20 protein-coding genes are annotated in these 21802 nt (G+C 57.8%); 14 read left to right on the top strand and 6 right to left on the bottom strand.

The genetic code is table 11. From position 1 onward, the window contains the following. The first annotated feature begins 6 nt into the window (after positions 1-6). Genes EDB94_RS02545 through EDB94_RS02535 form a run of 3 tightly spaced genes read left to right on the top strand, consistent with a single transcriptional unit; the run spans position 7 to position 2020 of the window. The gene (locus EDB94_RS02545; RefSeq protein WP_108017379.1) at positions 7-519 is read left to right on the top strand and encodes a biopolymer transporter ExbD; all 513 of its coding nucleotides are present in this window, start codon (positions 7-9) and stop codon (positions 517-519) included. After that, positions 516-1016: a biopolymer transporter ExbD gene (locus tag EDB94_RS02540; RefSeq protein ID WP_008174676.1), complete on the top strand. Its 501-nt coding sequence runs from the start codon at positions 516-518 to the stop codon at positions 1014-1016. The genes EDB94_RS02545 and EDB94_RS02540 overlap by 4 nt, the downstream gene beginning before the upstream one ends. A 2-nt stretch (positions 1017-1018) precedes the next feature. Further along, positions 1019-2020, top strand: coding sequence for an AgmX/PglI C-terminal domain-containing protein (locus tag EDB94_RS02535; RefSeq protein WP_008174678.1), 1002 nt, complete (start codon positions 1019-1021; stop codon positions 2018-2020). A 24-nt stretch (positions 2021-2044) separates the two neighbouring features. On the opposite strand, the gene EDB94_RS02530 is transcribed toward EDB94_RS02535, so the two are convergent. From EDB94_RS02530 to EDB94_RS02520, 3 genes are all read right to left on the bottom strand, one after another. After that, positions 2045-3409 (bottom strand): sodium:solute symporter family transporter, encoded by a 1365-nt coding sequence (locus tag EDB94_RS02530; protein WP_108017378.1) that lies wholly within the window; start codon positions 3407-3409, stop codon positions 2045-2047. Between the two features lie 99 nt (positions 3410-3508). After that, positions 3509-5311 carry an alpha/beta hydrolase gene (locus tag EDB94_RS02525; protein WP_108017377.1) on the bottom strand — a complete coding sequence of 601 codons (1803 nt, stop codon included), beginning with the start codon at positions 5309-5311 and terminating at the stop codon, positions 3509-3511. 9 nt (positions 5312-5320) lie between these two features. Continuing rightward, positions 5321-5653: a phasin family protein gene (locus EDB94_RS02520; protein WP_108017376.1), complete on the bottom strand. Its 333-nt coding sequence runs from the start codon at positions 5651-5653 to the stop codon at positions 5321-5323. Positions 5654-5796: 143 nt separating this feature from the next. Here EDB94_RS02520 and EDB94_RS02515 point away from each other — a divergent pair, with 143 nt between their 5' ends. The 11 genes from EDB94_RS02515 (at position 5797) to EDB94_RS02465 (ending at position 19315) form a co-directional block, all read left to right on the top strand. Then, a complete protein-coding gene (locus tag EDB94_RS02515) occupies positions 5797-6117 on the top strand; it encodes a TraR/DksA family transcriptional regulator (RefSeq protein ID WP_008174687.1) in 321 nt (106 codons plus the stop codon). Between the two features lie 8 nt (positions 6118-6125). Beyond that, positions 6126-6857: an ABC transporter ATP-binding protein gene (locus EDB94_RS02510; protein WP_108017375.1), complete on the top strand. Its 732-nt coding sequence runs from the start codon at positions 6126-6128 to the stop codon at positions 6855-6857. A gap of 21 nt (positions 6858-6878) precedes the next feature. Further along, the gene (locus EDB94_RS02505) at positions 6879-9260 is read left to right on the top strand and encodes an ABC transporter permease (RefSeq protein WP_108017374.1); all 2382 of its coding nucleotides are present in this window, start codon (positions 6879-6881) and stop codon (positions 9258-9260) included. Positions 9261-9292: 32 nt separating this feature from the next. Further along, on the top strand, positions 9293-10498 hold the full coding sequence (locus tag EDB94_RS02500) for an efflux RND transporter periplasmic adaptor subunit (RefSeq protein WP_108017373.1): 1206 nt from the start codon (positions 9293-9295) through the stop codon (positions 10496-10498). A 98-nt stretch (positions 10499-10596) separates the two neighbouring features. Continuing rightward, positions 10597-12345 carry an amidohydrolase family protein gene (locus EDB94_RS02495; protein WP_014577468.1) on the top strand — a complete coding sequence of 583 codons (1749 nt, stop codon included), beginning with the start codon at positions 10597-10599 and terminating at the stop codon, positions 12343-12345. 20 nt (positions 12346-12365) lie between these two features. After that, positions 12366-12971, top strand: coding sequence for a DUF2238 domain-containing protein (locus tag EDB94_RS02490; protein WP_108017372.1), 606 nt, complete (start codon positions 12366-12368; stop codon positions 12969-12971). A 50-nt stretch (positions 12972-13021) separates the two neighbouring features. Further along, positions 13022-14488, top strand: coding sequence for a DASS family sodium-coupled anion symporter (locus EDB94_RS02485; RefSeq protein WP_108017916.1), 1467 nt, complete (start codon positions 13022-13024; stop codon positions 14486-14488). 206 nt (positions 14489-14694) lie between these two features. Next, complete coding sequence (locus tag EDB94_RS02480; protein ID WP_014577465.1) at positions 14695-15495, top strand: C39 family peptidase; 801 nt, start codon at positions 14695-14697, stop codon at positions 15493-15495. A 53-nt stretch (positions 15496-15548) separates the two neighbouring features. After that, positions 15549-16559, top strand: coding sequence for a hypothetical protein (locus EDB94_RS02475; protein ID WP_053112282.1), 1011 nt, complete (start codon positions 15549-15551; stop codon positions 16557-16559). Positions 16560-16597: 38 nt separating this feature from the next. Further along, complete coding sequence (locus EDB94_RS02470) at positions 16598-18223, top strand: OmpP1/FadL family transporter (protein ID WP_108017371.1); 1626 nt, start codon at positions 16598-16600, stop codon at positions 18221-18223. Between the two features lie 36 nt (positions 18224-18259). Beyond that, positions 18260-19315, top strand: a complete 1056-nt coding sequence (locus tag EDB94_RS02465; RefSeq protein WP_108017370.1) for a MalM family protein — start codon at positions 18260-18262, stop codon at positions 19313-19315. Between the two features lie 4 nt (positions 19316-19319). Here the strand turns inward: EDB94_RS02465 and EDB94_RS02460 are convergent, their stop codons facing one another. Genes EDB94_RS02460 through EDB94_RS02450 form a run of 3 tightly spaced genes read right to left on the bottom strand, consistent with a single transcriptional unit; the run spans position 19320 to position 21735 of the window. Next, entirely contained in the window at positions 19320-20351 is a 1032-nt protein-coding gene (locus EDB94_RS02460; protein ID WP_108017369.1) for a polysaccharide deacetylase family protein, read from the bottom strand. 45 nt (positions 20352-20396) lie between these two features. Further along, entirely contained in the window at positions 20397-21071 is a 675-nt protein-coding gene (locus EDB94_RS02455) for a DNA-J related domain-containing protein (RefSeq protein WP_108017368.1), read from the bottom strand. Between the two features lie 19 nt (positions 21072-21090). Beyond that, positions 21091-21735 carry a TetR/AcrR family transcriptional regulator gene (locus EDB94_RS02450; protein WP_108017367.1) on the bottom strand — a complete coding sequence of 215 codons (645 nt, stop codon included), beginning with the start codon at positions 21733-21735 and terminating at the stop codon, positions 21091-21093. Positions 21736-21802 lie beyond the last annotated feature (67 nt).

The following is a 21802-nucleotide window of genomic DNA, read 5'->3' as shown; positions in this document are numbered from 1 at the left end:
CAGGCCATGAGACGGAAACATCGTCGCCTACAAAGTGAGGCCGATCTCGACATCACGCCCTTCATGAATCTCATGATTGTGCTGGTGCCGGTACTGCTGCTGAATATGGTGTTCGCCCACACCAGCGTTCTGGAACTCAACTTCCCGACCGGTGAGAGCCTGTCGGGCGAGCAGGCGGAAGAGCTGCAGATCCAGGTGGTGATCTATGAGGATCGCCTGGTCGTCGCGGATAACCAGGGCGGCGTGATCAAGAGCATCCCCCAGCGCGAGGGCGAGTATGATTTCGTTCTGCTCAAGGATGTCATGAAGGAAATCAAGAGCCGTGTGCCGGACAAGAAGGATGTGATTATTATGCCGTCCCGGCAGACGTCCTATCAGTCTCTGGTCTCGGTGATGGACACGGTGCGCTCATACGAGGCGGTTGTGGCTGGTAGTGTGGTTGAAGCGGAGCTGTTCCCCGAGATCTCTCTCGGCGATGCGCCCGCACAGCCTTCGGGATCCGCGGAGGTGAGTTCATGAAAGAATCTGCCAAGGCCCGCCGCCAGAAACGCCATTACCGGCGCAACAAAAGCCAGGGAAAGATGAACCTGGTCTCGTTGATGGATATCTTCACCATCCTGGTGTTCTTCCTGATGGTGAACTCCTCCTCCGACGTACAGGTATTGAACCAGAACAACACTATCAAACTGCCGGATTCCACCGCTCAGCAACCTCCTGGTGATGTCTTGGCCCTGACCGTCACAGACCGGGATATCCTGGTGAACGGTCGGCTGGTAGTGAAACGCGACGCCTTCCAGACGTTTGACGGACAGGTGGAGCCTGCCCTGAAGCAGGAGCTGGACTATCAGGCCAGTCGCTCGTCGGCACCTGCCCCGGATGCGGGTCGACCCATTACCATTCTTGCAGACCGCGAACTGCCCTACGAGCTGCTGAAAAAAATCATGTCCACCTGTGTGGACGCCGGTTACGCCAGTATTTCCCTGGCGGTTAATCAGCGTGCGGAACAGGGAGCCTGACCATGATGGATTATCGGTACGGATTGCCCTGGAATCAGGAGCGTGGTGAACGTAAGCGGTTGTTGGCCGCCGCTGTTTTTGTGATGCCATTGTTCCTTGCAATTGCAGGTTATGTCAGCTGGGTAGAGCTGCCAGAACGTGACAGGCAGGAACAGGAAGCTCTGCCGCCTCAGCTGGCCAAGCTGATCATCGAGAAAAAGGAGCCCCCAAAACCGGTGATGCCCGAGCCGGAGCCCGAACCGCCGAAGCCTGAGGAAAAGCCGGTGGAACAGGCCAAACCAGAGCCCAAGCCGGAGCCGGTTCCTGAACCGGTGATGCCGGAACCCGAGCCGGAGCCTCAGGTAGCCGAAAAACCGGAGCCCAAGCCAGAACCCAAGCCTGAAGAGGTCGCCAAGGCGCGGGAGAAGGCAAAGAATACCGGTATTCTCGCAATGGGGAACGAACTGAAGAAACTCAGTTCGCTGGCGGAGTCGGTCAAGCTGGATGGCCCGGTTGCCAATACAGCGGAACCTATTGCCCGCAAAACCGGTGATACTTTGGCCTCGCGCGCGACCGCGAGCGCGAAGAGCAGTGGGGTGAACGAGGAAGTGCTCAACCGGGAGGCCGGTCAGGTCGCCCTGGCCGAGCGTCAGCGCGCGGAAGTTGCCGAAGCAGAGAGAGTTGCTGCGGTGAAAGAGGCGGCACGCAAGGAACAGCAGGAAACTGCGGCCAGAACCCGGAGCAAGGAAGAGTTGCGCCGGACCATGGATGCCAACAAATCTGCGATCTACAGCATCTACAACCGGGAGCTTCGGCGCAAACCGTCGCTGCAGGGAAGTATTACCCCGGAGTTGGTCATTGAGCCGAACGGTGCAGTATCGAGTTGTTCGGTGGTGGAATCTACACTCAATGAGCCGGCGCTGGAGAGCAAGATCTGCAATCGTCTGAGGTTGGTGGATTTCGGGGCCCGACCGGGCGTTGATCAAACCAAGATCCGTTATCCGATCGAATTGCTGTCCAGCTAGGGCGCTGGACAGCAAGGATGCCGCTTAGCGTTTCCGGGTTGTGGTCGCGATCACGACACTGACCAGTCCGGAGCCTACCAGGGCACCAACGAAAGGCATCAGGGTGGGAATGCTGCCGGGGAAGCTGGCAGCTTCCAATCCGGCCATCAGGCTGCCACCGGTAATCCATCCGGGCAGAATCGCGCCGAAAAGTCCCGCCAGACAGCCCAGGATCGCCGCCTTCGTGGTCATTTTTCCCCAGAGCCCCATCAGTACAGGCAGAACCGCCGTGGCGCAAAGCAGGTCTGCGATCAGAAATAGCCGCAGCACGGAAATCCCCTGAAGTGCCACCAGAACCACAGGAATCATCAGCAGCACGGTAAACCATCGGGCACTTACAATGGACAACCCCTGTTTTTCGGTAACCGCCAGCGACGCAAGTGCGTTCTGCAGGGTATCCACCGAGGATGCCACGAGTGTGATGGCCAGGATCAGGGCCGGCAAAGCGAGCCAGGCCGGCGCATCAGCAAGCAAGGCAAAAAACGGAATCGGCGGGCTGCCAAGGTCGGCGCCGCTCATGGCCGCCAGTATTCCCAGCCCGCCAACCACGGCGACAACGGCGATGGTGACCACGCCGCCCAACAACGCGCCGCGGCTCAGGGCGTCCGTATCACGAGCCGACCATAAACGCTGCCAGTATCCCTGGTGGAACAGGTTGGCGGCGGTGACGGCAATTACCAGAGTCAGCGCCACGCTCAGGGCCGCCGACGCAGGGATATCCGGTAGCGCTGCGGGTGCTGCGTCCGGAAGCTTGCCTACGGCAACAAAACTGACGATAGCCAGCAAGCCGATCAGTAACAGCGCCTGCCATTGGTCAGTAACGATGCTGGCCCTGAGACCACCGACAGCGGTGTATACCAGTGTGGTTATGGCAACGCCAATGACCACAATGCCGCCATCAATACCGGAAAGCAGCGACGTTATGGCACCAATGGCAGTAAGCTCCGCGGTCAGAAAGCAAAGCATATAGAGTACCGAGATCGTCGAAACGTAGCGGCGTACGCCATTGCCATAACAGGCGTTGGCGAATTCGCCGATGCTGCGTCCCTCCGGAAGGAAGCGGCGAATAGCGGGGCCACAGAAGGCGAACACGATAAACGGCAATGCGGCGCCCAGGGCATAGCCAGCCAAGGCCAGAGGGCCGACCAGTGCGCCAACCTCAGGCGGGGCAAACAGAATCCAGCCGCCCATGCCGGAAGCGAGGAAGGACAGTCCGAGGGCCCTGGCTCCCTGACTGTTTCTTGCCGTTACATAGTCATCCAGTCCGCCGTCGGCGAGACGGGCTCTGAGTCCGAGCCAGGCAAACAGGATCATGGCGACCACGATCGCCGCGAGGGTGGTATAAAACATCGGGAGGTTCTCCGCCGTTCATCAAGCGGGCCATAGTGCCACAACGGCGGAAGCGGGGCGAGATACGTTGGCCCGCAGGAATGCGGGCCACGCAGAGCTCTACTGCTTCACGGCCTCGGCAGCTTTGACTTTGACGTAGCTGCCGGGTGCATCCTCAATCGCAGGAAGTTTCCCTTCGCCGGGGATGCGAGCCGGCACGTCGCCGTCTGAGAAACGGGCAATCCACTCGAGCCAGTGAGGCCACCAGGATCCCGGATGGTGTTCGGACTTCTCGAACCAGGCGTCTGCATCCGGCACCAGGGTGTCATTGGTCCAGTAGCCGTACTTTTCCTTGTAGGGCGGGTTGATCACGCCAGCGATATGGCCGGAGCCGGAGAGCACAAAGCGGACATCACCGCCGTGGGCCAGCGCCCCTTTGTAGGTGGTTTTCCATTTGGCGATGTGATCCTGTCTGGCGGACAGGAAAAAAGAGGGTACATCGATTTCGGACAGGTTGATGGACTCGCCGAGCAGATTCAGGGAATCTGGTTTCACCAGACGATTATTCAGGTACATCTGGCGCAGATAGTAACTGTGCATTCGCGCTGGCAGGTTGGTGCCGTCGGTGTTCCAGTACAGCAGGTCAAAAGCCGCGGGCTTCTGGCCTTTAAGGTAGTTATTGGTCCAGAACGACCAGAACAGCTCGTTTTCTCTCAACAGGTTAAACGTGAACGCCATAGCGCGACCGTCCAGGTAGCCCTTGCGCTCCAGCATTTTCTCAATACCCCGGATCGAGTGGTCGTTAATGAAGACACCGATTCCGCCAGGGTCCGAGAAGTCCAGAAGTGTCGTCAGATAGGTAGCACTGGCTACCGGATTACGGCCTTTTTTCTTGAGCCAGGCCAATGTTGAGCCCAGCAGGGTGCCACCGATGCAATAGCCGATCAGATTCATCTGGTCTTCGCCGGTGGCTTCGGTAACCGCATCCATGGCCGCCAGTGGCCCGAGTTCCATGTAGTCTTCCCAGCCTTTGTCCCGCAGGGAGGGCCCGGGATTTCGCCAGGAAATAATAAAAACAGTCTGTCCCTGGTTGACCAACCACTGGATAAAGGAGTTCCTGGCGGTGAGGTCCAGGATGTAGTACTTGTTGATCCATGGCGGAACAATCAGCAACGGGCGTTTGCTGACGGTCTCTGTTGTTGGCGAGTACTGGATCAACTGCATCAGTTCGTTCTGGAACACGACCTTGCCCGGGGTAGTTGCCAGGTTACGTCCCACCTCGAAGGCAGAGCGATCAGTCATGCCAACATTGAACAGGGAAGGATTCTGGCGCAGGTCTTCGATCAGCTGCCGTCCACCGTCGATCAGGTTCATCCCTTTGCGTTCCCAGGTAATCCTGAGCACTTCCGGATTCGTGGCCGGGAAATTCGAGGGTGACAGTGCGCTGGTCAGGTGTCGGGCGTAGAACAGCATCTGGTCTCGTCCTGCCGGGGGAATCCCTTCCATGCCGGCCGCCCAGTTCAGAAAGGCCTGTGAGTTGATCAGATAGGCCTGGTGGAGGACATCAAAAGGTAGATGCTTGTGCCACTCCTCGGCCTGGAAGCGTCGGTCGTCGGCCTCTGGTTCGACAACGGGCTTCTTGTCCTTGCCCACGAGCCGTACAAGGGTGTAGTACCCCAGCGCGGCATGTTTGCGGGCCAGATCCAGTTCCGCTCCTGCAAACCGGAGCGGGTGCAGGAGCAGGTCCTCGGCCATTGTGCGGTAGGCATCGGACATTTCCGTTATCGTGGAGAGCGTTGCCGCATCCAGGACGCCAGCATCTCCCAATGCTTTCTCCAGTTGCTGCTGTCCCTGGCGGACGTTGGTTTCGAAGCCGTTGACGAGCTGACCTACGGCTTTCCCGAGCGTATCCAGACCGAACATAACTATCCCTTATTTGGCGGTTTTCGGGCCGGGTTTGGCCGGTGCCTCGGGTGCTTTCTCGAACACCTTCTGAATCTGCTCCCTGCTTTCGTTGAAGTAGTCCTGCCAGGCTTTCCAGTCTGCGGTGAACTGCTCGCTCAGTGATTTCAGGGTTTCCGCCTGATCGCCAGTCAGGCTTTTCAGACTCTCCAGATCACGGACCTCCGATACCTTTTTAGCCTGCTCCATGGTGACATCGGCATAGCGTCGGAAGGCGTTCACCTGCATTTCTGCAGCCTTGCCAAATTGTTCGAACAGGGTTTCGTTCAGACGGGTCGCTTTTTCGAAAAGCTCGGTGTTCATGGTCACAACTCCTTTGCGTATGGGTTTGATGGAATTCTATTCTGCCTCATCCTGCGTGACGCAATTTTGACAAGCATCAATCCCGGGTTCAGCTTATGCTTTACTGTAGGAACATGTTTTCCCGGCAAGGCAGGAGGCGCCATATGACCAACCGGAAATCCGAACTTGAAACACTGAGAGCCGACCTGACGGCCAGACTTTCCCGTTATGAGGCGCATCAGCATCGGGAAGGGGGCGCGTTAGACAAGGATTTCGAGGAGCAGGCTACCCAGACCCAGAACGACGAAGTGGTCGATTCGCTGGAAACCGAAACCCGTTCCGAACTCGCTCAGATTGAACATGCACTGGCTCGGATTGATAACGGTGTGGGTGACGAATGCGAATCCTGCGGCGAGGCCATTGACCCACGCCGCTTGCAGGTTCTGCCATATACCACGGTTTGCGTGGACTGTGCCGAAGACTGAGTGACACCATGGAGCCACTGCAGGCATCCACGACCGGCTCGGCCGTATTCCAGACCCGGGGCCTGACGAAAACCTATGATCAGGGGGAGGTTCAGGTTCATGCCCTCCGTGGCGTAGATCTGGATCTCTATGGCGGCGAACTGGTCGTCATGCTGGGCGCTTCCGGTTCTGGCAAATCCACACTCCTTAACATTCTTGGCGGGCTGGATGTGCCATCGACCGGCGAAGTCCGGTATCGGGATTTTGATCTCAGTACTGCCGGCGACCGCGAACTCACCCGTTATCGCCGTGAACACGTGGGTTTCGTGTTCCAGTTCTATAATCTCATTCCCAGCCTCACCGCCAGGGAAAATGTGGCGGCAGTGAACGAGATAGCGACCAATCCAATGACGCCGGAAGAGGCACTTGAACTGGTTGGGCTCAAGAGCCGCATTGACCATTTTCCGGCCCAGCTTTCCGGTGGTGAACAGCAGCGCGTTGCCATTGCCCGGGCCATTGCCAAACGACCGGATGTACTCCTGTGCGACGAGCCAACCGGCGCCCTCGATTCCGCCACCGGCGTATTGGTGCTCGAGGCACTGGACAAAGCCAACCGGGAGACCGGCACGACTACCGTCATCATTACCCACAATGCTTCCATCGCCGGCATGGCGGATCGCGTGATAACGCTCTCGGACGGCAACATCAGCGGTGAGCGTCTTAATGAACGTCGCCAGGACCCCCGCACTTTGTCCTGGTAATGGCACTGAAGAGTAACAGCGATGTCCCCGAAGGGATTGAACACGGTTCTGAACGTAAAGTTACGGCGGGAACTCTGGCAGATGCGCGGTCAGGTACTGGCCATCGCACTGGTTATTGCCGGAGGCGTGGGCGTGTGCGTGATGTCTCTCGTGAACTATTCATCGCTGTTGGCAACCAGAGCCCAGTATTACGAACAACACGAATTTGCCGAGGTCTTTGCGCCGGTCAAACGGGCTCCACGCCATACCCTCAAGGACATCGCTGCGCTGTCTGGTATCGCCAGGTACGAGGGGCGGGTCGAAGGCGCTGCGAAACTGGAAATACCCGGGTTCCCGGATCCGGTGTCGGCTCGCCTGGTGTCTGTTCCGCCGGAAGGTCAGCCTGACGTCAACCGCCTTTTTATTCGCCAGGGACGGCTCCCGGCTGCTGGTCGAAGCCAGGAGATCGCAGTGATCGGAAGCTTTGCCGAAGCGCATGAGTTGGTTCTGGGAGATCAGTTTGAAGCCATTATCAACGGCCGCCGGCAGGCTCTTACGATAACCGGCATTGTTGAGTCTCCGGAATTCATCTACGTCATTCCTCCGGGCGGTATGCTGCCGGACTATCAGCGGTATGGTGTTCTCTGGATGAACAGAGAGTCCCTGGAATCCGCCATGGATATGCGGGGCGCTTTCAACAGCCTGGTGGTGACGCTCAAACCTGGCCATTCTGCTGCCTCCGTCATTGATGCTCTGGATCGATTGCTGGCCCGGTATGGGGCAACGGGGGCTTTTGGCCGGGACGACCAGTTTTCCCACCGTTTTCTGAGTGACGAGCTCAATCAGCTGAAAACCATGGCGACGGTTTTCCCCCTCATTTTCATGAGTGTCGCCATGTTTTTGTTGAATGTGGTGATTGGCCGTCTGATCAGCACCCAACGGGATATCGTCGCGGTACTCAAGGCCTTCGGCTATAGCAACCGTCAGATCGCCTGGCATTACAGCAAACTGGTCATCGTGATCGCCGTCATCGGTTTGCTGGCGGGGCTTGGCCTTGGCCTATGGCTTGGACGCTCTCTCGGCGAACTGTACATGGATTATTACCGCTTTCCGGGGCTGTTGTTTCGCATTGACCCCGCATGGGTTGTGCTGCTGGGGCTGATGACAATTGTGGTCGCCTGGCTCGGTGCCTGGCGAGCCATCAGGCAGGCAGCGGCACTGCCGCCCGCTGAAGCCATGAGGCCTGAGGGGCCCGCCAGGTACCGGGTGACCATAGTGGAAAAGCTGCTCTCGGGAATCCGTTTCGCCCAGCCCTCCCGAATGATTGTGCGCCAGCTCTCCCGTCGTCCGGTCCGGACCCTGTTATCCATGACTGGGGTCGCTATGGCCACTGCCATCGTGATGGTGGGCAACTTCCAGTTCGACTCGGTGTCCCTGATGGTCCACACGCAGTTTGCACGGGTTCAGCAACAGGATCTGTCCGCGACCTTTATTGATCCGGTGAACAGCGCGGCGTTGTTCGGCTTGCAGCGGCAAGCCGGGATACGTTACGTGGAGGGGCGACGCTCGGTCCCGGCACGTCTTGTTTCCGGCCATCGGGAGTGGCGAAGCGCAGTCACCGGAATACCCTCCGAGGCGCGCCTGCAATTTGTCATCGACAGTGACCTGCAGCCGGTTCCGCTCCCCAGGGAGGGGTTGTTGTTGACCGATTTTCTGGCCGATGAACTGGGTGTCGGTCCAGGAGATGTTCTGCAGCTGGAGCTCCTGGAGGGCGACCGCCGAACGGTTATGGTTCCGGTCGCCGGTATCACCAGCGAGTTTCTCGGGGTTGGTGCCTACATGGATCTGGATGCCCTCAACCGGGCACTGGGGGACGGGCCCCTGATCAATCAGGCCCTGATCAACCTGGACCCGGACAAGGCTTCGGAAGTTTATAACAGTCTTCGCGAAACCCCGGGAGTGCTTGGCCTGAGCATCCGGCAGGCCATGCTCGACAGCTTCTACGACACCCTGGCGAGAACCTTCCTGACGTTCACCTTTTTCAACAGCCTGATGGGCGGAATCATCGCTTTTGGAGTGGTCTACAACACGATCCGGATTTCACTGGCGGAAAAAGGTCGGGAGTTGGCGAGCCTGAGAGTGCTGGGATACACCCAGAATGAAGTTGCGCATATATTGTTGGGAGAGGTTGCGCTTTTGCTGTTTCTGGGCATTCCCCTCGGTTGGCTGATTGGCCAGGGTCTGGCGCTCATGATTGTTACTGCCATGCAAACCGAACTGTATCGGGTGCCCTTGACGATCACCAGCCAGACACTTGGCATGTCCGCGTTGGTCGTGGTGGTATCGGCGATCGCTTCCGGGGCCATTGCCTGGTGGCGCCTGAAACGGCTGGATCTGGTAGCGGTGTTGAAAACACGGGAATAGGTGCGAAAGCAATCGGGGAGTGAACTGAGGTTATGGCGAAAAAAGGGTTTGCCGGAAAATGGTTGTTCTGGGGGGTGTTTGTAATGCTCGCCAGTGTTGCGGTTGTGGTCACGATCCGACCGGATCCGGTCTGGGTGGATCTGGCGCCGGTAACCCGTGGCCCCATGGAAATCACTATCAAGGAGGAGGGCAAAACGCGGGTGCGTGACCGATACGTCGTTTCATCACCGGTTGCCGGCTATCTGCACAGGGTATTGCTGGAAGTGGGGGATCCGGTGATTCCGGGAGAGCTGCTGACGGAGGTTGACCCCATGCCTGCCAGCACCCTTGATGCCCGAAGTCGGGCCGAAGCAGAGGCCAAGGTGCAGTCGGCCCGCTCGGCGCTGAACTCCACTCGTCAAAAAGTGGCGGCGGCCGAGGCTGAAGCAGACCTCGCCGTGCGTGAGCTGGCCCGCCTCCAGGCACTCAGTGATGATCGTTTTGTTTCCGACGAGCGTTTGCAGCAGGCCCGGGCCGCTGCGGCCAGAACCCAGGCCATTCTGCGTTCCGCGCGCTTTGACGAAGAAGTGATGGCCCACGAACTGGCAGCGGCCCGAACCCGCCTTGAGGTGTCTGCCGCGCGTGCGAACGGCGATGGAGCGGTTGAACGTGTGCCGGTCAGGTCCCCTGTAAACGGCTCTGTTTTGGGAATTGCGCGAAAAAGCGAGGGTGTGATTCAGGCCGGTGAAGCCATTCTGGAACTGGGGGATCCCGGGGCGCTTGAGGTGGTTGTGGATGTATTGAGTTTTGATGCCGTGAATCTCCAACCCGGTATGGTGACGCGCCTCACCGGGTGGGGTGGCGGCACCCTGGACGCTTCCGTCCGGCGCGTTGAGCCGGTTGGATTCGAGGATGTGTCGGCCCTGGGTGTGGAAGAAAGGCGGGTACAGGTGGTTGCGGATATCACCAGTCCTGCTGATGCCTGGCAAAGCCTGGGGGACGGCTATCGGGTAGACGCCGAGTTTCTGCTCTGGCGTTCCGACAATGTCCTTCAGGTTCCGGGATCCGCCATCTTTGTCACTGATGGGCAGCACCAGGTATTCCGCGTTGTCGATGACATTGCGGTTCTGACAGACGTGTCGGTCGGTCGCACAAACGGATTTCATACAGTTATCCAGAAAGGATTGACTGAGGCAGACAACGTCGTCCGACACCCGGATCGTCAGCTTGAAGACGGCAGCCGTATCCGTCTTCGTTAATGGCCTGCATTGCACGGTCCGCAGGCTAAAATGAGAGGACATATCACGTTTGGCTGGCTAGACTGACGGCACATAAAAACAAAAAGGAGACTGGCACGGTGAACCAGTTCGATACGCTTATTGTCGGCGGCCGCTACTTTGACGGTACCGGCGGCCCCTCACGCATCGCCCATGTTGGCATCAAAGATGGGCGGGTTGCCGAAGTCTTTGACCAGCAGCCCGAACCCGGCCTTGCGACGCGCACGATTGACGCCAGCGGTTGCTGGGTAACGCCGGGATTTCTCGATACCCATACCCATTACGATGCCGAGTTGCTGGTAGCGCCGTCCCTGTCTGAATCCGTGCGTCACGGTGTTACCACGGTGCTGATCGGCAGTTGTTCCCTGAGCATGGTCTGTTCCGATCCGGAGGACGCCTCGGATATTTTTACCCGGGTGGAAACGGTCCCGAGGGAAAAAGTGCTGCCCATTCTGAAGCAGCACAAGTCCTGGCAGACACCAAAAGAGTGGGTGGCGTTCATGGACCAGCATCCACTGGGGCCCAATGTCATCAGCTTTCTTGGCCACAGTGATCTGAGAACCGCCGTGATGGGTCTTCATCGCGCCACCGACAGGAACGTGACGCCGACTCCCGAAGAACAGCAAAAAATGGAGGCTCTGCTGGAGGAGGCGCTTCAGGAAGGGTTCCTCGGTCTTTCCACCATGTGCCTGAAATGGGACAAGGTGGACGGTGATCGGGAGTGGTCCAAGAGCTTGCCAAGCACCTACGCCCGATGGCGGGAGGTCAGCCGTCTGAATGCACTTTTGCGGCGGTACGGGCGGGTGCACCAGGGCGCACCGAATGCGGCCAATCCGTTGCAGGTGACCCAGTACCTGAAAGAGACCCTGGGCTGGTTGAGAAAGCCGCTGAAAACAACCCTCATTGCGATGATCGACCTCAAGGGTAACCCCACGGTCAAACCGATGGCGAGTCTGGTTGGATGGCTGGCCAACAGCTTTGGAGGTAATTTTCGCTGGCAGCTGCTCCCGACACCGTTCACGGTCTATGCCGATGGCATGGATATCGTGCTGTTCGAAGAATTCGGTGCCGGTGAAATGGCCCTGGATATTCGGGATCAGCTTGAGCGCAACGATCTCCTCAAGGACGAACAGTACCGCCGGAAGTTCCGGAAATTCTATAAGGAAAAGCTCTCTCCGCGCGTTTGGCAGCGGGATTTCGGTGATGCTGTCATTCTCGATTGCCCGGACAAGAGTGTCGTCGGGCGAAACTTCGCTGAACTGGCGGCAGACCGCGGCATCCACGTTGTCGATTTCTTCCTCGACATGGTGGTGGCCCATGGACGTTCGCTGCGCTGGTTTACCACGGTGGGGAATCACAGAAAGGATAGGCTCCGAAAAATGGTAACCAATCCGGGCGCGCTGATCACCTTCTCCGATGCCGGCGCCCACATCCGGAATATGGCCTTCTACAACTTGCCGCTTCGGTTTCTGAAGCTGGTGAATGAAAGCCACGGGGAGGGCGAGCCGATCATGTCCCTCGAACGGGCCGTGCACCGATTGACCGGCGAACAGGCAGATTGGCTTGGCGTTGATGCAGGTCATATCAGGGTAGGGGACCGGGCCGATATAACGGTACTTGATCCCCGTGGCCTTGATCAGGATCTGGAGCAGGTTGAATGGGGCGAGATGGAAAACTTCGGACTGGAAAGAATGGTTAACCGTGTCCCTGGTTGTGTCAGAGAGGTGCTGATCAATGGCCGGCCTGCGGTAACGAATGGTGAGGTGCAACCTGCGTTGGGCAGGGAATCTGGATACGGACACTTCCTGCGCGCCGGGGCCTCTGGATAATCACGGACAAAAGGAAACTTATGAGCCAGCGATTTGCACCCGCAGTCTGGGTGGTGGTCTTCCTTGCTGTATTTGTCTGGTCTGCCATCGAGCCCACGGATCGGGCCACATGGGTTCTGGAAGTGCTGCCTGCCGCCGTTGGTTTCGCAGCGGTTGTCTGGTGTTTCTTCCGTTATCCACTTACGCCGCTGGTTTATGTGTTGATATTGGTGCATGCCATCATCTTGATGGTTGGCGGGCACTATACCTATGCGGAAGTACCTTTGTTCGACTGGTTTCGGGAATGGTTCGACTGGGAGCGTAACAACTACGACAAGCTTGGCCATCTGGCGCAGGGTTTTATCCCCGCAATGGTCGCCAGGGAAGTGGTCATTAGCTTCGAGGTGTTCTCCAGTCGCCGCTGGGCTGCGTTTTTTATTGTCTGCTTCTGCCTTGCTGTAAGCGCCTTTTACGAGTTGATTGAATGGTGGGTAGCCTTGCTCAGCGATGAAGCCGCCGAGGCATTTCTGGGCACCCAGGGTTACGTCTGGGACACTCAGTCGGATATGGCCTGGGCATTGTCCGGGGCCATCCTGGCGCTTATCCTGCTTGGGCGTTTTCATGATCGCCAGCTTCAGGAGCTATGACGCTGTGCCGCGAGCCGGAGTGGAATGTCTGATTAATGGAACAGGACTGTATGTCGGAAGAACTCAATGCTGACAACCAACCGGAGGGAATGCCCCGCAGCCAGGTGATCGGGCTCATCCTCGGAGCCGCGTTTCTTCTGGCGACTATTCTCCTTCCACCTCCTGAAACCATGTCTGGGCAAGCATGGTCCGCCCTCGGATTGATGCTGCTCATGGCGACCTGGTGGTCCACCGAGGCCATTCCGATCCCCGCCACTGCCCTGTTACCGATCGTGCTGGTTCCCGCGCTCGGGCTTGGAACCGTTGGTGAAGCCACCGAGCCCTATGCCAATCCAATCATTTTCCTGTTCCTGGGGGGATTTACCCTCGGGCTTGCGATGCAGAGGTGGAACCTGCACCGGCGAATCGCCCTGATGACGCTGAAGGCTGTGGGTAGCAAGCCCCGACGCCAGATTGCCGGATTCATGCTGGCCACGGCCTTTCTGAGCATGTGGGTCAGCAATACGGCAACCGCCATTATGATGCTGCCGATTGGTCTGTCGGTGGCAGCCATGATGGATACCAATGATAACCCTGAGGGCGTTCGGCGTTATGCCACGGCCCTGCTGCTGGCTATCGCTTATTCTGCCAGTATCGGTGGCATTGCCACACTTATTGGCACACCGCCAAATGCCTTGCTGGCCGCCTACCTGAGCGAAAACCAGGGCGTCTCCGTGGGCTTTGCCCAATGGATGCTTCTTGGCGTTCCGGTAACGATCGTAATGTTGGTTCTGGCGTGGTGGTGGCTGACCCGCCGGGACTTCGGTCTTGGCAACTCTGGCGACGGTGGCAAGGCCATTCGGCAAGAGCTTGAGGCGTTGGGCTCGCTCGGAAAGGGCGAAAAGCTCGTGGCACTGGTGTTCCTTGTTACGGCAAGTGCCTGGATCTTCAGGCCTCTGTTATCCGACAGATTGATGCCCTGGCTAAGCGACACCGGCATTGCCATTGCTGCGGCCATCGCCATGTTCTTGATCCCGGTGAATACCCGCAACCGTGAATTTCTGCTGGACTGGGAAACTGCAAAGGGTATTCCCTGGGGCGTACTGCTCCTGTTTGGCGGGGGGCTGGCCATGGCCGGCGTGATCAGCAGTTCGGGCCTTGCGGAGTGGATCGCCCAAAGTCTCGGAGTGGCCGGCGCCCTGCCGATGCTCGTCATGATCCTGCTGGTGGTTGGCGTGATCATTTTTCTGACCGAAGTTACCAGCAATACAGCGACTGCGGCGGCGTTTCTGCCGTTGCTGGGGGCGCTGGCCCTTAGTCAGGGGGTGTCGCCGTTGCTACTGACAGTACCGGCTGCAATTGCCGCCAGTTGTGCCTTCATGATGCCGGTAGCTACCCCGCCCAATGCCATCGTGTTCTCCAGTGGCCACATGCAGATCGGCGACATGATCAGAGCTGGGTTCGCCCTGAACCTGCTCGGCATAGTGGTGGTGACTGTCCTGAGCTATCTGCTACTCGGAGTGGTCTTTACCCTCTGACCCTCATCAGGCCCGGCAACCGGGCCTGCCGCCTTATTCCTCCCGATGTCTTGAAGCAGTTCTCAATTCCCCTCCGTAAGGCCCCTCCTGCAGCGACAGATTTGAGGCACAGTTATCTTTAAGGGCGCAGGCTTTTCGGTATCTTACCGTAACAACATGTAACCCGATGAATAACGGGGCCAATAAAAACAGGGACTTCGTCTGACATGCTGCTGGTGCTCGCTGGATCCATTCTTACATTCACCATGGTGCAGGAAGCCACCGTGGTGGAGCCTTTTGAGAAGGGTCAGATTGTTATTGAGCAGGACGTGGATTCGAGCCCGATAAAGTTGCGATCGGATGTCAGGGTCGAGCCACTGGTCGAGCAGAAGTTCCGCAACATCGTTCGTCAGGCCTATGACTACAGCTGCGGAAGTGCAGCGCTGACCACCGTGCTGAACTTCTACCTGGGTCGGACCCTGTCGGAACGTCAGGTCATGGAGGGGCTGCTTCATTACGGCGAAAGCGAACGTATCGTGGAACGTCGCGCCTTTTCCATGCTGGATATGAAGCGACTGGTGACAGCGCTCGGTTATCCCTCAGGCGGCTTCCGGGCAACGATTGATGACCTCAAGGATCTTGATCACCCGGCGATCGTGCCCATCCATCACGCGGGTTTCAAACACTTCGTGGTATTGAGGACGATTCGCGACGGGCGTGCCTATCTGGCAGACCCCTCGGTGGGGAATATCTCCTTCACGCTGGCTCAGTTCGAGGAGAAGTGGGACGACAATGTGCTCTTCATTGTCTTCCCGGGCAGCGATAAACCACTGGACAACCTCGAGCTGAAGGAAGAAGACCTTCGCTTTGTGGATGACCAGACAATGACCCTTCTGGCGCTGGAAAGGATACCGGCGTTTCACGAGTCCACCCAGCGGCGGATCCAGAATCTGCTTGAACGCCAGAAAAACAATCCCGACGGCAGTGTGGAGAACACCCGCAAGCAGTTGCACTACCGTCGGAACTAATTTACCGGGTAGTCCCGGGTCAGGAACACTACAAATAAAATAAGGGAGTCAGGATGAATCGTTGGTTTGTGCGAGGTTTTATCCTTGTTTCCACGGCAGGTCTGCTTCCGGGCATGGCCCTGGCGCAGGAAGGGAGTGTGGATCAGGCGCGGGAAGCCCTGGCCAAACAAGAGGGCGACGAAGATGCTTCGCAACAACTGGAGGAAGTGTTCCAGGCTGCCGAGAAGAACTATTCGTTGCAGAAAAAGGGCTCTCATTCCCTGAATTACTCGTTCGATTATTCCTACACTGCGGACCAGCGTCTTGACCTGGCCATTACCAATGGATCGGTGAGAAACCTGGATGTGGTGCCATCGGCGACCCACAGCTTTACGAATTCCTTTTCCTATGATTATGGCCTGCTGGACAACCTGACGGTCGGAACCCGAATTCCGCTGGTGGTCAAATACGACACTCAGGATGAGCTCAACGTCTATGACTTTGGCGATATTTCATTTACCGGGCGCTGGCAGCCGTTCGCCTATGTGCCTGGCAAGATGTCGACCACACTGTTTGGAACCCTGTCCACCAAGACCGGCGTCAGTCCCTACGAAATCGATATCAACGAGCAGCTGTCTACTGGTAGCGGTTACTATTCGATCGGCGGCGGCGCAAGCCTTTCCAAAGTCCTCGATCCGGTGGTGATCTTTGGGTCCGTCAGTGCCACCTATAACTTGCCGGCTGAAAACCTGCAGCAGGTAAGGGGTGCGCGGCTTCTTGAAGAGGTGGATCCAGGGTTCGGGCTGTCCGGCTCGGCGGGTTTTGCCTATTCCCTGTCTTACGATATTTCACTGAGTATTTCCGCTCAGCTCAGCTACAGCGATGAAACCATTCTGACTTTCTCCAATGGCGATCAGGCCGTTGCCCAGGACCAGATGACCGGTTTCCTTAGCATGTCATTGGGAACGCGCATCAGCGATACCACTATCGTGAATACCAGTCTCGGGATTGGTCTCACCGAGGACGCCCCGGACTTTTCTCTTGGGGTCTCCCTGCCCATTAACTTCTCCGGTCTCAAAGAGTGATTGGTGTCGTTGACGATCTACGGGAAGGGAAGGACTTCATGGGACAGAAAATCCACAACCGTCAGATTCTCGCGGCGCTGATTGCCACGACCCTATCGTGTGGTGCCCATGCCCAGCTGGCGCAGAACCTGACCATTCACCCCAAGGCGCTGGCGCTCGGCAATGCCGTGACTGCCGATCCGCCGGGGATCATGGCCATTCACTACAATCCAGCGGGCCTGACCAAACTGGACGGGCGCCAGCTGGAAGTAAACCTGATGAGCGTCTATCTCGACATTGACGCAGACTTCACAGCGCCGGAAGGGTATGAAATTTTCGGTATCGACGGCCTCGAAACGGATCCGCTGACCGGAAAGCAACGGGACCCTGTTGCCAATACTCACAGCCACTCCAACAACGTGGCCCTGTATTTGCCCGGATACGGTATTCTTCGCGCGCCTCCGGGGCCGGCCCTGGCCCCTTCGGCGGGGATCAGCATCAACCCGCCGGGCTCGAAACTGACCTTTGGTAATGCGTTCTACCTGCCGCTGGCGGCCGGCTTTTATCGCGACAAGGACGACCCTGGCCGTTACCAGCCCCAGGCCACGGCGCTGCAGCGCACGACTTATCTCTCACCCACGGTTGGTTATGAAATCAATGACGACTGGTCCGTGGGTGCCGGTATCCACCTGTCCCATATGGGAATCGCGGCAGACCAGTACATGCGGGCGCCCAACCTGCTGCTGGGGGTGGCTGAAGTTCTGCAGGACGCCTTCAACTGCGAGAGTGGTGACGAGCCCCTGCAGCCCTGGCTAGCGCTTTGTGGCGGTAATGTCGGTCCTTGGGATGACATTGGAGCCCTGAACATCAATGTTCAGGAAACCCTGTCACCCACCTATGCACTAGGGGTGATGTGGGAGCCAACTGATTGGTTCAGCTGGGGGGCGAGCTATACCTCTGAAGCTGAAATGAACATGAAGGGCACCTTCGAAATCCAGTACACCGATGACTGGTCCGGCTTCTGGCAGAGCGTTAACGGATCCGTGCTGGGTGCGATTACCTCGGCGATCCTGAGTCTTCCGTCAGGTGCGCCCAAGGAATCCGGCAACGTCAGTATGGATCTGGTCTACCCCCAGCACTTCCAGACCGGCATCAGCGTTGATGTGCATCCAAAGCTGACCCTCAACGCTGACATCGGCTGGACCGATTACGAACAGTGGGATGCCTTCGTTTTCCGGTTCGACCGCAACCTGGAGTTCCTCAATGCGGCGCGGATCCTGTCACCGGACAATGCCACTCCAAACACCCTGAGGCTGCCTCTGGGGTTCAAGAGCCAGTGGAACTGGGCGTTTGGTATGGAGTTTCATGCGTCCTCCCGTCTGGACCTGCGTGCCGGCGTGGAAATACGGGATTCCGTTATCCCGGATGATCAGCGACAGGTCATGGCGCCGTTTGGTGGGGCGAATCTTTACAGCATTGGTATGGGGTACCAGTGGGACAAGGACACCGAGATTGACATGAATCTCAGTTACCTTCACTCGGTGGAGTCGATTCCCGCGGACACCAGCTGTAACGTAAACTGCGACAATATCACCAATATTATTTATAACCCGTATGCGGGGCTCGATATCAAGACATCGCTGCGGGTTGTCATGGCTGGCTTGAGTTTCCGGACCAGGTTCTGAGTGGTGCCATTAACCTGAAGGTAGTCATTTGCAGTGATGAACGCTTCGCTATTGAAACCCGCTTCGTGCCTTTTCCTGGCCGCCTTGCTCGGAGGCTGCCAGATAGGGGGCTCCACGATCACCGAAAGGGAAGGCTATTTTACCTGGGTAGACGAGCAGGGCAGGGTTCGATATTCGCCGATCGTTGAGGCTGCAACCAGGGGGACGGGCGACCATGCTGGGGCGTCCCGTGATCAAGCGTCCGCCGAGGGACCGGCCCGCTCAGAGAGTGACGCGAGCCCCGGGACAGGGCTGAAAGAAGAAACCGAGTACACGCTTGAAAACTATCCGGATGCCGAAGCGCTTGCGAAAGACGGTTACGTTCGGCCGGGCGAGCGGCAGCCCTATTTCACCTGGCGCGACGCCGAGGGCAATGTACGCGTTAGCTATTACCGACCAGATACCCGCTCTGACCTTGAGAAAGGGCTGGTTGAACCGCCTGTTCAGATCACCGAGGCCAGCGTTTACCAGACAGGCCCCGCTGTAGCGGGCGCTGCTCCCGTAGAGGGTTATGATCCGGACGCCTTCGCGATACTGGGTATTGAAGCTAAAACCGATGATTTTTTTGCCCGGTTTTCAGCCAGCTGTTGTGAATCCATGGATGTCCCTGATCGGCAAAGCTGGCAATCGGGAAGGGAATTCGGCATTTCTCTCTCTGACGACTCAGCCACCCATCCGTTTCTCACCGGCACCAGCCCCTATCAACTGATTGAACTCCCGGACGCGGGCACGCATCGCAGTCTGGTTATCCGCCTGCGCTCCTACGCCAAAGACGGCGTGTTTGTGCCCTCGCTGGTGTTTCTTGATGAGTCGATGACACCGTTGAGACTGGTAACAGACCTGGTGATGGATTTTACCCCGGAGAACTGGCATCGGCGCGGTTACCTGGAAGCATGGGTGCCCGCTTTCCCGGGACAGGACGAGCGTTGGCTGGTCCTGTTTACACGAGATGAAGACCTGAACGGTCAGACTGTTATCGAAACCCCCGCCGGCCCCCGCAAAATCCCCCACATCAGCCACGGTGAAATCGGCCTGATGCAGGTGGAGGAATGAGGTTTCAGTCCTCTGGCCTGCTAAGATCCAGCCACTGTTGCGACAGCCAGTAGTAGCTGCCATCGCTTGCAGGGTGGGTGCAGTTGTAACGGAATCTCCTGCTATTGAAGGCTTTAGGGGCCTCTACCGCTACATTGCCATCAGTCACGTTAAAGTCGATACGTCCCTGGCCGGAGGCAAAGCAGGTCAACCTGTTGGCATCAATGGGATCAACCAGCGGGAAAACCAGGGTCGGCGGATTCTCCGAAATCACCCCGTCCGGCAGCGTGCCGGTATCAACAGGGAAGGCTTTGCTGCGAAGCTTGTTTTCAAGGCTTCCCAACTGGCCGTAGGCGTTTGCCATCGGGAAACGCGGCAATCGGGTTTTCTCGGTTTGTTGGCCGATGGCGCCAGATTGCTGGCCAAAACCGTACCAGCCCCGCTCAGCCACTTTGCGCTCCAGTGCTTCGTCGAACTCGCCATAAGGGTACGCAAACATGGGGGCAGGCGCCTTCAATTCCCTTGAGAGGGTCGCCTGGGCTGAGTCGAGACTGCTGGTAACCCTGGCTTGCCAGTCACTCTGACTTTCGTTCGGTTTACGGGCAAGATGCCCATGGTCAGCGCTGTGGTTGGCAATGGTTACGCCCGGTCTTTCGGCCAACTCCCGAATCTGATCCCAGGTCATGTAGCCGGTTCGGCCAACGGCTTCCGTATTTACAAAAATCGTGTAGGGGTAGGCCTTTTCGGCCAGCAGTGGTGCCGCCGTATGGTAGACGGAGTCGTAGGCGTCATCAAAGGTAATGGCGATGCGATTGCCTTGTTCATCGGTACCGGCCAGCGTTGTTTCGGTGCCTTCCTGTAGATCCACAACGTCCAGCTCCAGATCCGAGATCATGTCCAACTGGCCCTCGAACAGGGATACAGACGTGCTGGTGGCGGGCGGCGTTGAATCACTGACATGATGATACTGCAGAACAACGAGGTCTGCCCGGGCCGAGGTTGCGGTCGACATAACCGCGACAGCCAGGGTAATTTTCAGGAATGCTTTGAGCGGCATATCGTCTCCTGTGTTTCTTCGCTCCGACGCGATCAAACCGGCCGGTCAGATGTTGTGACGGAAGTGTGCTTTGAGTACGGCAAAGGCCTGATTCAGATCCTGAATGGTTTCGGTCTTGCCTCCGCGATCCGGGTGGGCGTTCATAACCGCCCGGCGGAAACGCTTCTTGACGGTCGGGAAATCAGAAGGGACAGCCTGGAAGCCCAGTATTTCCGCTGCTTCCCGTGTTTCGGCCTGGGCCGGTGCCTGCCCGGGCTCACCGGCCCAGAAATCATTCATCATCCGTTGGATCGCTTCCTCCGGCAGACGGTATTGGGAAAGATCCAGATAGAATTGACGAAGCGTGTCGACACCGTCCGGAACGCCCTCGCCACTGACCACACTCTGCTTTTCGATGCGTATATTGAGAGGCGATATCTGGAGGTTTTCGCCGGCCTCGGACAACTGGTCCCGAAGACGGTAGAGTACGTGGAACAGCAGAAAATGAACCGGGTAGAGTTTTTCGGGTTCGCTGAAAACAACGTCTCCAAGCAACTCCCACGGTTGCCCCTGGAGCGCCTTGATCAGCGACAGCTCATTCATGCCCGCCGGTGTTGACCGGATTTCATGCTCAACAGCCACCAGCAGGTGTTGAATCTGCTGCTCCAGGCAGTCATCTTCGTTCACCGCTCCAGGGTAGGACATTTTGATCGGGGCTTGGCTTTCGGTCATGGAGTCCATGGTAGGGTACTCCCGGCCATCAGGGAAGTGCAGCCAGCCGCGGAAGCCCGCCCATGAACAGGGCGGTCGAGAATCGGGTTGCAGTCAACGCTTCAGCTTCCGCTGAATCCGGGTTCCTGTGGGCCCGCCTGGCAAGCGTCAGGCTGGTCTCATAGGCGACGCCGAAAAAAGCGGCACACAGGTATTCATGATCGATCTGCGGAAGCAGTCCCCGCGCCATCGCCTCGCGAACATCGTCTTCCAGGGACAGCATGGTCAGACCGAGAATATCCGAACCAAACAGCTCCCGTAGCGCTCGATCATTTCGGTGCGCGAGCTCGTAAACCAGTGGATCCCGGGCGGTCGCAGTGAACAAAGCCATGTAGGCGTAGTGGATAAAATCTTCTGTGGTGTGCGCAGCGCGCCGATGGCGCGTGAGGTTGTTATTCAGGTTGGTCAGGAAGTCAGTGAGCAGGGCGGCGAAGATGTCCTGCTTGCTGGAGAAATAATTGTAGAAGGTTCCGGCGGCAAGACCGGTGCGGCGGACGATGTCGCGGATGGTCGATTTTTCATATCCCCGCTCGCGAAAACATTCCCTCGCCGCGAGAAGGATAGCCCTCCGGTTCCGGATGCGGTTCTGTTCCCGTTTACCAGCGGCTTCTTCACTCGATTGCAACGTATCCATGTTGGTATCCTGTCCCTGAATCCATGTGACGCGTATAATCCCACGTCCATTTAACCTGTGAACGTAG

The sequence above is a fragment of the Marinobacter sp. 3-2 genome (assembly GCF_003751355.1).
GTDB classification, from domain to species: Bacteria; Pseudomonadota; Gammaproteobacteria; order Pseudomonadales; family Oleiphilaceae; genus Marinobacter; species Marinobacter adhaerens.
This window is presented reverse-complemented; position numbering and strand designations above follow the sequence as displayed.

Bases quoted from the DNA above. Each gene is read 5' to 3' on its own strand.
- EDB94_RS02545 (WP_108017379.1), top strand. From the start codon at position 7: ATGAGACGGAAACATCGTCGCCTACAAAGTGAGGCCGATCTCGACATC.
- EDB94_RS02540 (WP_008174676.1), top strand. From the start codon at position 516: ATGAAAGAATCTGCCAAGGCCCGCCGCCAGAAACGCCATTACCGGCGC.
- EDB94_RS02535 (WP_008174678.1), top strand. From the start codon at position 1,019: ATGATGGATTATCGGTACGGATTGCCCTGGAATCAGGAGCGTGGTGAA.
- EDB94_RS02530 (WP_108017378.1), bottom strand. From the start codon at position 3,409: ATGTTTTATACCACCCTCGCGGCGATCGTGGTCGCCATGATCCTGTTT.
- EDB94_RS02525 (WP_108017377.1), bottom strand. From the start codon at position 5,311: ATGTTCGGTCTGGATACGCTCGGGAAAGCCGTAGGTCAGCTCGTCAAC.
- EDB94_RS02520 (WP_108017376.1), bottom strand. From the start codon at position 5,653: ATGAACACCGAGCTTTTCGAAAAAGCGACCCGTCTGAACGAAACCCTG.
- EDB94_RS02515 (WP_008174687.1), top strand. From the start codon at position 5,797: ATGACCAACCGGAAATCCGAACTTGAAACACTGAGAGCCGACCTGACG.
- EDB94_RS02510 (WP_108017375.1), top strand. From the start codon at position 6,126: ATGGAGCCACTGCAGGCATCCACGACCGGCTCGGCCGTATTCCAGACC.
- EDB94_RS02505 (WP_108017374.1), top strand. From the start codon at position 6,879: ATGTCCCCGAAGGGATTGAACACGGTTCTGAACGTAAAGTTACGGCGG.
- EDB94_RS02500 (WP_108017373.1), top strand. From the start codon at position 9,293: ATGGCGAAAAAAGGGTTTGCCGGAAAATGGTTGTTCTGGGGGGTGTTT.
- EDB94_RS02490 (WP_108017372.1), top strand. From the start codon at position 12,366: ATGAGCCAGCGATTTGCACCCGCAGTCTGGGTGGTGGTCTTCCTTGCT.
- EDB94_RS02485 (WP_108017916.1), top strand. From the start codon at position 13,022: ATGTCGGAAGAACTCAATGCTGACAACCAACCGGAGGGAATGCCCCGC.
- EDB94_RS02480 (WP_014577465.1), top strand. From the start codon at position 14,695: ATGCTGCTGGTGCTCGCTGGATCCATTCTTACATTCACCATGGTGCAG.
- EDB94_RS02475 (WP_053112282.1), top strand. From the start codon at position 15,549: ATGAATCGTTGGTTTGTGCGAGGTTTTATCCTTGTTTCCACGGCAGGT.
- EDB94_RS02470 (WP_108017371.1), top strand. From the start codon at position 16,598: ATGGGACAGAAAATCCACAACCGTCAGATTCTCGCGGCGCTGATTGCC.
- EDB94_RS02465 (WP_108017370.1), top strand. From the start codon at position 18,260: ATGAACGCTTCGCTATTGAAACCCGCTTCGTGCCTTTTCCTGGCCGCC.
- EDB94_RS02460 (WP_108017369.1), bottom strand. From the start codon at position 20,351: ATGCCGCTCAAAGCATTCCTGAAAATTACCCTGGCTGTCGCGGTTATG.
- EDB94_RS02455 (WP_108017368.1), bottom strand. From the start codon at position 21,071: ATGGACTCCATGACCGAAAGCCAAGCCCCGATCAAAATGTCCTACCCT.
- EDB94_RS02450 (WP_108017367.1), bottom strand. From the start codon at position 21,735: ATGGATACGTTGCAATCGAGTGAAGAAGCCGCTGGTAAACGGGAACAG.